6 protein-coding genes are annotated in these 13,331 nt (G+C 53.5%); 5 read left to right on the forward strand and 1 reads right to left on the reverse strand.

Annotated elements, in window-relative coordinates; all coding sequences use genetic code 11:
• Window positions 1-116 precede the first annotated feature (116 nt).
• From BUA44_RS12985 to BUA44_RS12995, 3 genes are all read left to right on the forward strand, one after another.
• Window positions 117-2,816 carry a beta-L-arabinofuranosidase domain-containing protein gene (locus BUA44_RS12985; protein WP_143152007.1) on the forward strand — a complete coding sequence of 900 codons (2,700 nt, stop codon included), beginning with the start codon at window positions 117-119 and terminating at the stop codon, window positions 2,814-2,816.
• 88 nt (window positions 2,817-2,904) lie between these two features.
• Window positions 2,905-4,569, forward strand: coding sequence for a carbohydrate-binding protein (locus BUA44_RS12990; RefSeq protein ID WP_255370561.1), 1,665 nt, complete (start codon window positions 2,905-2,907; stop codon window positions 4,567-4,569).
• Window positions 4,570-4,729: 160 nt separating this feature from the next.
• On the forward strand, window positions 4,730-7,345 hold the full coding sequence (locus BUA44_RS12995; protein WP_072812827.1) for a carbohydrate-binding protein: 2,616 nt from the start codon (window positions 4,730-4,732) through the stop codon (window positions 7,343-7,345).
• Window positions 7,346-7,426: 81 nt separating this feature from the next.
• Here the strand turns inward: BUA44_RS12995 and BUA44_RS13000 are convergent, their stop codons facing one another.
• Entirely contained in the window at window positions 7,427-8,932 is a 1,506-nt protein-coding gene (locus BUA44_RS13000; protein ID WP_072812830.1) for a PHB depolymerase family esterase, read from the reverse strand.
• 378 nt (window positions 8,933-9,310) lie between these two features.
• On the opposite strand from BUA44_RS13000, the gene BUA44_RS13005 reads away from it, so the two are divergent.
• The gene (locus BUA44_RS13005; RefSeq protein WP_072812833.1) at window positions 9,311-11,206 is read left to right on the forward strand and encodes an endo-1,4-beta-xylanase; all 1,896 of its coding nucleotides are present in this window, start codon (window positions 9,311-9,313) and stop codon (window positions 11,204-11,206) included.
• 175 nt (window positions 11,207-11,381) lie between these two features.
• A complete protein-coding gene (locus BUA44_RS13010) occupies window positions 11,382-13,181 on the forward strand; it encodes an endo-1,4-beta-xylanase (RefSeq protein WP_072812837.1) in 1,800 nt (599 codons plus the stop codon).
• Window positions 13,182-13,331 lie beyond the last annotated feature (150 nt).

Here is a 13,331-nt window from a genome sequence, read left to right on the forward strand (position 1 = left end):
TTACACCGGGGCTTTTGAATTTTTAGCAAAAGTGTTTTGTGTAAGGGGGTGTTTTTTGCCGTGCTGCGAATCTAATTTTTATGATGGTGCATGGTATAGGGAAAGGATGGTACAAGATGTTTGGTATTAAGACGAAGCGGCTCGCCGCCATTACCTTCGCTGCGGTGTGCGGATTGTTTTCACAGGGGTTCTCGCAGGATTTGCTTTACCCCGACATGTTCGCGCTGAGCGATGTGCAGCTCCTTGACGGGGTTCTGAAGGAACGTCAAGACCTAAATGCGGAAACGCTGCTAGCCTATGATGTAGACCGCCTGCTTGCGCCGTTCTACGAAGAGGCGGGAATGCGCCCGAAGGCATCCAAGTTCCCGAACTGGGCGGGCCTCGACGGCCACGTGCTGGGCCATTACCTGAGCGCCTTGGCTATGCACTATGCAGATAACGACGATATCATGATAAAGGAACGTCTGGAGTATATCCTGAACGAGCTCAAGACCATCCAGGACCAGAATTCCAAGGACGCGAACTTTGTGGGCTATATCAGCGGCGTGCCGAACGGGAAGCAGATGTGGCTCAAGATGAAGAACGGCGATGCCGGTGCGCAGAACGGCTATTGGGTCCCCTGGTACAACATCCACAAGCTTTACGCGGGCTTGCGTGATGCATACGTGTATGCGGGCTACGAACAGGCGAAGACGATGTTCCTCAAGCTCTGTGACTGGGGCATAACCATCACGAACGGCCTGAACGATTCCAAGATGCAGCAGATGCTCGGTACTGAACATGGCGGCATGCCCGAAGTCTATGCCGATGCGTATTACCTCACGAAAAACGAGAAGTACCTGAATGCGGCGAAGAAATGGTCTCACCAGTGGCTCTTGAACCCGATGTCGCAGGGCAATGACAACCTCACGAACGTGCACGCGAATACGCAGGTCCCGAAGGTGGTGGGTTTTGCCCGCATTGCGGAACTTTCCGGCGATCAGAACTACAAGAAGGGTTCCGATTTCTTCTGGCAGACTGTCGTGAACAAGAGGAGCATCGCGATTGGCGGCAACAGCATTTCGGAACATTTCCCGGCGCTCAATAACCACAAGAAGTTCGTGGAGGAACGCGAAGGACCGGAATCTTGCAACACCTACAACATGCTCAAGTTGACCGAGCGCCTGTTCAACATGAAACACGATGCGCATTACGCCGATTTTTACGAGCGGGCGCTTTTTAACCATATCCTTTCGACAATCCACCCGAAGCATGGCGGCTACGTGTACTTTACGCCCGCGCGCCCGCGCCATTACCGCGTGTATTCCAAGGTGAATGCGGGCATGTGGTGCTGCGTGGGTTCGGGCATGGAGAACCCCGCGAAGTACAACCAGTTTATCTACACGAAGGATAAATCTAGTTTGTATGTAAACCTGTTTGTGGCTTCGCTTTTGAACTGGAAGGATAAAGGCGTGAAAATTAAGCAGGAAACGGCCTTCCCGAAGGGCGAATCCTCCAAGTTCACGATTACGGGTAGCGGCGATTTCGATATGCAGATTCGCCACCCGTACTGGGTCAAGGAAGGCGAGTTCAAGGTTATCGTGAACGGCGATACCGTCGTGAAAAAGTCTGAGCCCTCTAGCTATGTGTCTGCGGGTAAGTCCTGGAAGTCCGGCGACGTGATTGAGGTCCTTTACCCGATGTACACGCATACCGAGGACTTGCCGGGCGTGAGCGACTACGTGGCGCTTATGCATGGCCCCATCGTGCTTTCCGCAAAGACGGGGACGGCGAACCTGAACGGCCTTGTTGCCGATGACGGACGCTGGAGCCATATCGCGTCGGGAGCGCTCGAATCCCTGGATCAGGCCCCCATGCTTGCGAGCAAGAAGGAAGATATCCCTTCGAAGGTGGAACCCGTGAAGGGGGAACCCCTGCACTTCAAGGCGCCCTACCTGTTTGCCGCCAAGAAGGATGCAAACCTGTTGCTGGAGCCGTTCTACGAGGTGCACGATGCCCGCTACATGATGTACTGGATGGTGCTTACTGACCCCTCCGTTCTGGAACGCCTGAAAAAGGAACAGGAAGAGGCTCTCGCGCTTGACGAGAAGACGGTTGACAAGGTGGCACCCGGCGAGCAGCAGCCCGAAGTGGACCACAAGATGAAAATCGAGAATTCCACGTCGGGAACGGCGAATGGGGAATTCTACCGCGACGCGGGTAAGTGCAGCGGTGGCGACGGCGGCCTCATCAGCTATGAATTCGAGACGAACAGCGAGGATTCCCTGAGCCTCATGGTGCGCTACTGGGGCAACGAGGGCTGCACCCGCATATTCGATATCGATATCGATGGCGAGAAACTCACGACCGAGACGATTTCGAATCGCTGGAACAAGAACGAGTTCGTGAACGTGACGTACCCGATTCCGGACAACATGGTGAAGGGCAAGAAGATTGTGCGCATCTCGTTTACGGCGACTTCCGGCATGGTGGGTGGCATCTACAGCGTGCGATTGCTCCGCAACAAGCCGAAGCCCGAAGTGCAGGATACCGTGCCGACGATTGCCGCACCCGCAAAAATGCCCGCACGCCCCGACTTGAAGGCGCGCGTGATGGGCAACGAACTGCAGATTGCCTCCGGAGCGGTGCTTTCGCAGGGCCTCACCGCGAGAATTTATGCGATGAACGGCCGTCTAGTAAAAACCGAGGCGCTACCGGCGGGGCAGTCCAGCTTTAGCATCGGAATTGCCGATATGAAAAATGGCATGTATATCCTGAAAATCCAGCGCGATGGTTTCAGCTATGCTTCAACAATTTTCAGGAAGGGCGGCTTTTGACATTCTGTCCATAGGAACTCCCTAGCGGGGGTTCCTTTTTGCGCTTTTTTCAAGTAATTTTCTTATTGGTGTTAACAAGGAAGTTCTTATGATGTTTGGTTATGGTTTCAGGCGTGTAGCCTGTTCTGTTCTTGCTGCAACAGCACTTTCGGCAGTGAGTTCCTTCGCCGTCACGAGCCAGTTCCGCGGCGTAAACTGGGCGGACAAGCGTGACAATTTCGTGTCTGACGTGCTGGTGCTTTCAGGCATGAGCCTTTCGGATAATTACCAGTCTGCATCGGTTGTTGCTGACCGCGTTATCGGGCAGTTCCAGGAACTGTTCGGCACCAACAGCGTGCGAATTCCGGTGAACGAGCCGACGGTACTCAAGTTCTGGGATACCTACACGGGCGTTATCGACATGGGCCTTTCCAAGGGCCGTATCGTGATGGGCTACTGGGGCCCCGCACAGCCTTCGGGCCCGAAAAATATGAATGACTGGTGGAGCATGTGGGCAAAAATCGTCGAAAAATACGGCGACCACCCGAATGCCTATTTCGAGATTTTCAATGAGCCGCACATGTACAGCAAAACGGAACTGCGCGACCTTTACGCCCAGTGGCTGAGCAAGTTCCCGAATGTGCCGCGCGACCATATTCTGCTAGACGGTTCGGGCCTTGCATGGAATGTACCCGACATTGCCGATGACCCGCGCTTCGAGGGTTGCCTTTTCGCGGTGCACGAATACACCTTCTGGAACATGAGCATTACCACCGAGCAGGGCTGGAAAAACAGCTTCAAGGGCAAGGTGGGCAAGTATGCCGACCGCACCGTGTGTACGGAATGGGGCGGCGCCATGAGCCCTGGCGACAAGGCGGGCGTGCATTACGACTACATGGACTACAATTCTACTCCGACGAATTACTTTATGGCCTACATTCGCGGCATGTCCGACCAATTGCGCGAATGGGAAATGGGTAGTTTTTACTGGCCGGGGCTTCGCGATGGTGACTGGTACAGCATGACCAAGCGCACCGGCGAAGGTGCCAACATCAAGCTCGAAATCGTGAACCAGTCGGGCGTGGACCGCATGAAGATGGCCTGGGCCGATACGGTCGAGACAACCCCGCTCGTCCGTGAGGCGTATAACGGCGAACCTGCGGCGATTCCGGGTATAATCGAGGCGGAGAATTACGACAAGGGCGGAAACCGCTTCAGTTTCTACGACAAGGATGCTGCCAACAAGGGCGAGACCTACCGCGAAGATGCCGTAGATGTCGTTACCCTGGAGGGCGCAACCTGTGGCGGCGAGGCCTGCAAGGGCTATGCCGTCGGGTATACGGAAGCGGGCGAGTGGCTCGAATACAGCGTGAAGGTCGCGGCAAGCGGCAAGTATGCAATCCGTGCGAATGTGGCGACGGCTTCAGAGACCTCGAAAATCCAGCTGTTTGTCGATGGCGAGGCGATTGGCGATACGGTGACTTTCGAGAAGGTCGATACCACATGGAATGTGTACAAGGAAGTTGATATCGGTGTCGCGAACCTTACGGCGGGCGAACACATCCTGAAACTTGCCATTGCGGGTAGTTACGTGAACGTGGACTGGCTCAAGTTCTGCGAAGGCGAGGCCTGCGAGGCGCCTACGGGAATCCGTGAAATCATGCCCGCATCCGTTACCAAGACTTCGGTCCCGCGCCTCCGCAAGCAGGGTGGCCAGCTGTTTGTCGAAAGGAACGGCATGCGCTTCGACCTGACGGGCCACCGCATCAAGTAAACCAGGTTGGTGCACTTCGGCAAGTTCAGTGACCTAAGTTGAATCATTGATAAGTTGTCAACGAGAACTCCCTTTCCGGGGGTTCTTTTTTTATTCGTAAATGGTAATTTTCGGGATAGGGATTCCCCCTTGGTGTAAAAACGGGAAAAAAGAGGAAATTATGGGAACGAAGTCGTTACTATCCTTCTGTTTGGTGATGTCGGGCATGTCTCTGGCCGCGACGCAGGCAACCTTCTATGTGGCCCCCTCGGGCAGTGATGCTGCCGCGGGTACAAAAGATGCTCCCTTCAAGACGATTACGCAGGCCCAGAAGGCCGTGCGCGCCATAAACGGCTCCATGACGGGCGACATCGAGGTAATTTTACGCGAAGGCACCTACGCGCTCCCCGCAACCATTGCATTTGACGAACGCGACGGTGGCAAGGACGGTCACTACGTGCGTTACAAGGCTGCCGATGGCGAAAAACCGCTCATTACGGGCGGTATGCCCATTACGGGCTGGACCATTCACGACGAGGCGAACAACATCTGGAAAGCCGAAGGCGTGGAAGGCCGATTCCGCCAGCTTTACGTGAACAACCGTAAGGCTGTTCGCGCATGCTTCCCCAATGTGATTGACGCAAAGGAAAAAGGCAACGGCGGTTTCGACCACGATTTTGTGCGACTCACGAAGGTGGACTCTACGGGCCGTGCCTTCGATGTCTCTGCCGACTACATCAAGAATATCAAGAACATCGAGGATGTCGAAATCCACTTGATGATTGCCTGGTCCGAAAACATTTTGCGCTTGGAAAAGGCCCAGGTAAACGGCGGCACCGCAAAGCTCATCCCCAAGGATCCTGAACGCACCAAGCTGTTCCACCGCGCTTTCCCCATGCTCGGCACCGCCTTCATGAGCAATCCGCCCAAGCAGCAGGTTTTCTATCTGGAAAATTCCTACGACCTGATTGACGCTCCGGGTGAATGGTACCTGGACGAAAAGAATCAAACGCTTTATTACAAGCCCCGTGAAGGCGAAAGCATGGCGACTGCCCACGTGGTTGCACCTCGCCTCAATACTTTGTTCAGCGTTTTGGGTAAAGACACCAAGAACAAAGTGGGCTACATGTCTTTCGAAGGCTTGACCTTCGCCCATTCCAACTTTACACGCCCTAGCGAAGAAGGCTTCTTGGATTTGCAGGCGGCAAACTTCAACGTAGACGTGCTTCCGGATCCAAGCCGCGGAAACTGGGAAAAGCTGAACAGCAACAAGTACTTGCTGTGGCGCCCCGATGCGGCCTTCCGCGTTGAAAATGCCCATCACTTTTTGGTGCAGGGCAACGTGTTCTCGCAGATTGCGGCTACGGGCCTCGACTTTGTCTCCGGCACCAACGACGACATGATTCAGGGCAACGCCTTCTTCGAAATCGGCGCTGCGGGCATTATGCTCGGCAAGTTCTATCAGGACTCCACGACCGAAATCCATATCGCCTACAACCCGAGCGACAAGGACGAAATCAGCACTCGCGATACGGTCAAGAACAACCTGGTCACCAACGTGACGAACGAGCATCAGGGTGCCGTAGGTATTGGCGCAGGTTACCCGCGCTATGTGGTGATTGAACACAACGAAGTCTCTTACACGTATTACTCCGGCATTTCCATCGGTTTTGGCTGGACAAAGGCTCAGACCGCCATGACCAACAACCATGTGAATTGGAACGAAATTCACCACATTGCCCGCCTGCTTTGTGACTCGGGCCCGATTTACACTTTGAGTAACCAGGGCACCGGTAGCGAAATCCAGCACAACTACATTCACGATAACGGAACTTCCAAGTGGGCCGATTACTGGAACGTGCCTATCTACCTGGACGAAGGCTCCAGCGGCTTTACCGTGAAAGAGAACGTGTTCAAGAATTCTCCCGCAGGTGTGGGTCAGAACCAGGCTGGTCAGAATAATCTCCAGCAGTCCAACAACTATTACAGCGACGAAGTCGTGAACAACGCTGGTATCGAGAAGAATTTCCGTTACATCCGCGACATCAAGGAAATTCCGCTCGCTGACTTCAGCAACACCGTGACGCAGGAAGCCTTCAAGGCCGTGGCGACCCTTCCAGGAACCATCCAAGCCGAAGACTACGATGTGGGCGGCCAGAGCGTTTCTTACAGCGACAAGGACTTCGTGAACGAGGGCAACACCTATCGCGAAGACGGCGTGGACGTGGTGGGCTTCGGCTGCTCCGACACGCTCAATACCCAAGACTGTAAGGGATTCGCCATCGGTTACACGCAGGCAGGCGAATGGCTCGAATACAGCGTGAATGTGACTACGGCGAGCAAGTACGTGTTCCGCGCGAACGTGGCGACCGGCCTTGAGGGTGGTAGCTTCCGCCTGTTCCTTGACGGCAAGGCGGTTTCGGATACGATTCCTGTGCCGCAGGGCGAAGACTGGAATACCTATGCCACAATTGACGGCGAAACTAGCGAACTTGCGAAGGGCGAACACATTCTGAAAATTCAGTTCACCGGCAGTTACGTGAATCTTGACTGGATAAAGTTTGCGCTCACTGCCGAGGAACTTACCCCCGTTCGTCAGGTTTCCGGAATGCGCCTAGACCTCGGCGAACGCGGCTACGACGTGTTCGGCATGAACGGCAAGTTTGTCTGTAGAATCGAAGGCGTAGCGGCCGCGGGTGGCATCAAGGCGGCCCTCTCTGCGAAGGGCGTGAACCCCGGCATGTACGTGGTCCGCGGGCTCGACAGCAAGAAGGCGATTCGCGTCAACTTGCATTGATTCTTGTGAACGGCTATGTATGAAAAAGGTCTCCGCATTTGCGGAGGCCTTTTGGATTTGGAGTTAGTAAAGAAGCTTGTATTATTTCACGAAGCTTGCCGGCAGAGTGAACTGCTTCAGGAACGGCCAGCCGATGCTTGCGTCACCGTAGTCGTGGCCACCACCCTGCTTGGTGCAGAGCACGACCTTCACGCCGTCCTGGCAGTTGGAGTATTCGTCACAGCCGTTGGAGTTCTTGCTCGGGGAGCCCGTGCAGCCATTCTTCTCTGCCCAGAACTTGAAGGTGCCTTCGGCGCCGAGGAAGTTCAGGCCGTCGTTGAATCCGCTATCGCCGCCCTGATATTTGCAGACCGGGTCGTTTGTGCCGCGGAAGTTGATGACAGAGATAGGACGAGACATCTTGCACTGTGCACTGTTGGTCTTGTTCAAGTCCATAGCTGCCGGAGCGACTGCTGCAAAGACGTCGGACATCATGCAAGCCACGTGGTTACTCATGCCGCCACCCATCGAGAAACCGGTTGCGTAGATGCGCTGCGGGTCGATACAGGCGATTTCTTTGAGCATGTCGATCATTGCGTAAGAGAACTTGACGTCGTCGTCGTTGGAGCAGCAGGGGCCGACGTTCCAGCCGTTACCCATTCCACCCGGTTTGCTGGTGCCGTCCGGGTAAAGCGTGATTACGCCTTCGGGGTCAGTCTTGGCCTTGTACGGAGAACTTCCGAATTCGCCATTGCCGGAACCGCCAATCGGGTGGTAGTCAATAACGAGCGGTACGGGCTTGTCGCCCTTGTAGGCACTCGGAATGTGCATAATAAAGGTGCGCTGCTTGCCATCGACGGTCACGGACATGTTTTGCTTATCTCCGACCTTTGCAGTCTTGCCGGAGCAATCGACTACGATAGGTTCGTCGCTGCCAGCGTTGCTGCTGGAAGACTTCGGCGGTTCAACCTGTTGAGAACTGGAGGATTCTGCCGGCTTGACTTCGGTAGAGCTCGAGCTGGAGGGCCTTACCATCTCGATGGTCACACCGGTTTCGACTTCAGCCTGCATCTGGTAAGCCAGGTTTGCATAGCCGTCCAACGCGAACTGGAGCATCGGCAACAGGTCGCCCTCTTTCTTGAGAGCCTTTACGCCCTTGCTGGTTACCATGTAGGTAGCCTTGTCGCTATCGGCATTGATGCGGATGAATTTTGCACCGCGGGCGAGCTTGCCAAAGTTGAGAGTGACGATACCTTGGACGTGCCCGGGGTTGCTCTGTGCAAGGACCTTGCCCAGGGCGTCAATCACGGAAACCTTGAGGTTGTTGGCGTCCGCATTGTAGATGGTGAGCATGCCACCTTCCATGTGGATGGCCATATTGGCGACCTTCATGCCGGGCAATGCGTCCGTACCACCGCTGAGGCTGAACGTGCCATCTTCTGCGGAGGTCGTTTCGTAGCCACCGAAATTGAAGGTGTTGATTTTTACGCCCGAGAGCAGTCTGCCGGATACCTTGGATTTTACAACCCCGTCGATACTCCAGGCGAACGCCAGGCTACTAGACAAAGCCAATCCACTGGCAATGCCCAAAAGTTTGGGAAAATGCATATTTGACTCCTTTTTTTCCCAAACATCACATACATTCCATAGACAAATTTAACCTTTTGGCCTTGCGGGTAGGTGTTTTTTCTTTTGTAAAGATTTGGTTGTTTACATTTTGGTAACGGCAAATTTCGCTAAAAAAGCCATTTTTGCAAAAGGGTCATTTTTGTTGGGGCGATTAATCCCATTTTTTTTGTAAAAATCGCCATTTTGTGTCATGGCGAAAATGTAGGAGTTTGGGGCAACGCTTGAGTGTAAACTTTTGATTGTGGATAAAACGTCAATGGAATAGGTGTGCCGGTGTGAGATTTTCGTAATCTGAGGAGATATCTTTAGATTAGGCCGGTATTGGTGAGTCGGCCATAACACATAAGGGATGTGGTTATGAAAAATATTCTCTCAACGGCAACGAAAGTTGCTGCAGTCGCTCTTGCAGCGTCTTCTTTCTCCTTTGCGGGGCCCGGCATTGCCGATGGTGCAGCAAAGTTCATTGGCAACATTACTCAGTCAAACACGGCTCCTGGTCCTAACGACCAATTTACCAAGCTGTGGAACCAGGCTACCGCCGAAAACGGTTGTAAGTGGGGTTCCATCGAAGGTACTCGCGGTCGCTACAACTGGGCCGGTTGCGACGCGGCCTACAACTGGGCAAAGAACAATGGCGGTCACTTTAAGTTCCATGCCCTCCTTTGGGGCGGCCAGTATCCTGGCTGGCTTGAAAGCCTGAGCGTTGACGAAACCAAGAAGGCGATTACCGACTGGTTCGACGCCGTCAAGAATCACTACCCCGATATCGAGATGATCGACGTGGCCAACGAGGCTATCCGTACTGGCAACAATCAGTATCATTCTGGTTATACCAGAACCAAGATTATTCCTGCACTGGGTGGCGATAACAACGGCGATTACGCCTTCTTGACGACCGCTTTCAAGATGGCTCGCGAACGTTGGCCCAAGGCAATCCTCATCTATAACGACTATAACACCATCCAGTGGCATGTGGACCAGGGCATCAACCTGATCAACACCATCCGGAAGAATGGCGCTCCCGTTGATGCTTACGGCCTTCAGGCTCATGACTTGATGAGTGACGGTGGTCAGGCTGGCGGTACTGGCGGCGGCGGCGTCTGCATGAATTACAATAATTTCGTTGCTACCATGCAGAAGATCCATAAGGAAACCAATAATTTCCCGGTTCTCATCTCTGAATATGACGTTCCGTCTACTGACGATGGCATCCAGAAGCAGTGCTATCAGGAACAGGTCAAGTACTGGATGGAAGACCCCCATGTTGCCGGTATCACCATTTGGGGATGGATCTACGGTCAGACCTGGCTTAACTGCAATGGTAAGGCGAACGGTTGCTCTGGTCTTGTGAGAAATGGTCAGGATCGTCCGGCTCTCACATGGATGAAGGAATATCTGGCTTCCAACAAGGGCGTGAACACTACCGGCCTCAAGACTGGCGTGCTCACTCCGGTCGAACCTGTGCCGCGCAAGATGTTCAAGGGCTCCGCATTCGAGATTCCGGGCAAGATTGAGGCCGAAGACTTCGATATTTCCGGTGTCGGCGAAACTAACGGCGTGAGCAACGTCTCTTACAGCGAAGGCGATATCGAAAACCACGGCGACGTGAAGGATTACCGCAAGGACACGACGGGTGTGGACCTCTACAAGAAGGCTACCGGCATCATCGTGGGCTACAACAGCGAAGGCGACTGGCTCGAATACACGGTCAACGTGAAGGAAGCGGGCGACTACACCATGTTCGCTGCCGTGGCTGCTGCCGGTTCTACCTCCAGCTTCCAGCTTTCTCTCGATGGCAAGGCCCTTACCGATGTCATCAGCGTTCCGGCTGCCAAGCAGGGCGAGGAGAACTACGACGACTACAACAAGGTTTCTGCCAACGTTTCCCTCACTGCGGGGACGCATATCCTCCGTATGAAGGTAACCGGCTCCTGGTTTGACGTGGACTACTTCACCTTCGTGAAGGGCAAGAATGCGACTGACCCCGAACCGATTGTGTCTGAAGAACCGGGCGACGATAATCCGGGTGAAGGTACGACGGTTATCGGCCAGAACATCAATTACGACCCGAACGCTCTCCAGCACTACTTCGTGTTCGACATGCACGGCGTCAATATGGGTGTCATGAGTGCCTACGGTTTCGACGGCGCCGCGGAAATCCTCCGAACCTCCGCCGACGTGAAGTCCTCGGGTGTGTACCTGCTGCGCAACCGCTTTACCGGCGAAATGCAGAAGGTCCGTGTAATCAAGTAAAACATCAAAAATTCGCGAAATTTTGCAAAAAAGAGCAGATTCCGGGATTCTCCGGAACCTGCCTTTTGGGGTGTTATGGACATTTTGTCAATGGGAAATGTCTATAAACGGGAGAAAAAGTGCTGTTTTGAGGATAATTTAATGTCCAGATGGTTATAAACCAAAGGATGTGGATATGAAAAAGATTCTCTCAACAGCAACGAAGGTCGCGGCGCTTGCTCTTGCAGCGTCCACTCTTTCGTTTGGCGTCGGCTTGGCAGAAAACGCTTCCAAGTTCGTCGGAAACATCACCACTCGCGGTCAGGTGCGTTCGGACTTCGGTCAGTACTGGAACCAGATTACTGCCGAAAACGAATGTAAATGGCAGTCCATTGAAGGTTCTCGTGGTAACCGCAATTTCAGCGGTTGTAAGGCGGCCTATAACTGGGCAAAGAATAACGGAGGCCTCTTCAAGTTCCATGCCCTGCTTTGGGGTTCCCAGTATCCGACTTGGCTCGAAAGCCTGGGCGTTGACGATACCAAGAAGGCCATCATGGACTGGTTCGATGCCGTCAAGCAGAATTTCCCCGAACTTGACATGATTGACGTGGTGAACGAGGCTATCCGTACGGGTAATAACCAGTACCACTCCAACTACCCGAAGACCAAGATTATCCAGGCTATGGGCGGCGACAATAATGGTGACTACATGTTCATCGTCAATGCATTCAAGGAAGCAAGAAAGCGCTGGCCGAATGCCGTCTTGATTTACAATGACTACAACACGGTCCAGTGGAACTTGGACCAGGGTATTGACCTTATCAAGACCATCAAGAAAAATGGTGCTCCGGTTGACGCCTATGGCCTCCAGGCCCACGACATGATGACCCAGGGTGGCGGCGCCAACGGTACCGGTGGCGGTGGTAACTGCCTGGCTCTCAGCACGCTGAAGAGCGCGATAGAAAAAATTTGGAACAATACCCAGACTCCGATGTTCATTTCGGAATATGATATCAACACCTCGGACGACAATACCCAGAAGAGGTGCTATGAAGAACAGATTTCCTACTTCATGGAAAATGAACACATTGGTGGCATTACCATTTGGGGTTACATCAATGGCGCCACATGGTTGGACAACTCGGGTATCATCGACGGAAACAGGGACCGTGCGGCCATGACTTGGCTCAAGTCCTACCTGCCTTCTCACCCGGGTAACAACTCGACGGGCTTGCTGAACAGCACCCCGATCGAGCCCGAACCGCAGACTCCGTTCAAGGGCCAGCCGTTCGATCTGTCCGCCAAGATTGAAGCTGAAGACTTCGACGTTCCGGGCAAGGGTCGTAACGAAGATGGAACGAACAACAACTCCTACTCTGTTACCGGTGAATGCAACGATACCTGGAATACGGAATACAGAAAGGGCACGTCTGTAAGCATTGGCGAAAAGAATGGAGGCCTTGTCCTCGGTTGCAATCCTACAGGAAACACTTTCGAGTACTCCATAAACGTTGCAGAAGCTGGTACGTATGATATCGCTGCAATGGTCGCTGCAGACGGTAGTGGTGCATTGGTGTTCAAGGTTGGCGACAAGGTCGTATCTGATTCGCTGACGTACACCGGTTCTTCTTGGACTACCTTTGAACAGGTTTCTGGTTCCATCACACTTGAAAAGGGTGAACAGATTCTCACGATGGAAGTTGCCAAGGGATATATCGATATCGACTGGTTCCAGATTTCGAAGGCTGGCGAAGGTCCGGGCACGGGCCCGGGTACGGACGCAATCAAGCAGACCGTGGCATTCGACGATCCTTCCGTCCGTCAGGACTACCACGTGTTCGACATGAACGGCATGTTCATGGGCGTACTCACTGCCTATGGCTTCGATGCAGCAAAGCAGATTCTCCAGACTTCCAACGATGTGAAGACCTCGGGAATCTACCTCCTGCGTAACCGTGCTACCGGCCAAATGCAGAAGGTCCGCGTGGTCCGCTAATCGCAAACAAAAAGGTTTAGCATTTTAGAGACGGGTCTCGAAACGAAAGTTTCGGGATCCGTTTCTTTATGCGTTTGCCTTGTTCTCATGGATAGATTGTCCATAGAAACACCCTCCCGACATGCTTTTTTTGGCGCTTTTCAAGGTAAT

It is taken from the genome of Fibrobacter sp. UWR3, from assembly GCF_900143055.1.
Taxonomy (GTDB): Bacteria; Fibrobacterota; Fibrobacteria; order Fibrobacterales; family Fibrobacteraceae; genus Fibrobacter.

Excerpts from the sequence above, each read along its gene's own strand:
- BUA44_RS12985 (WP_143152007.1), top strand. The coding sequence starts at position 117 with ATGTTTGGTATTAAGACGAAGCGGCTCGCCGCCATTACCTTCGCTGCG.
- BUA44_RS12995 (WP_072812827.1), top strand. The coding sequence starts at position 4,730 with ATGGGAACGAAGTCGTTACTATCCTTCTGTTTGGTGATGTCGGGCATG.
- BUA44_RS13005 (WP_072812833.1), top strand. The coding sequence starts at position 9,311 with ATGAAAAATATTCTCTCAACGGCAACGAAAGTTGCTGCAGTCGCTCTT.
- BUA44_RS13010 (WP_072812837.1), top strand. The coding sequence starts at position 11,382 with ATGAAAAAGATTCTCTCAACAGCAACGAAGGTCGCGGCGCTTGCTCTT.
- BUA44_RS12990 (WP_255370561.1), top strand. The coding sequence starts at position 2,905 with ATGATGTTTGGTTATGGTTTCAGGCGTGTAGCCTGTTCTGTTCTTGCT.
- BUA44_RS13000 (WP_072812830.1), bottom strand. The coding sequence starts at position 8,932 with ATGCATTTTCCCAAACTTTTGGGCATTGCCAGTGGATTGGCTTTGTCT.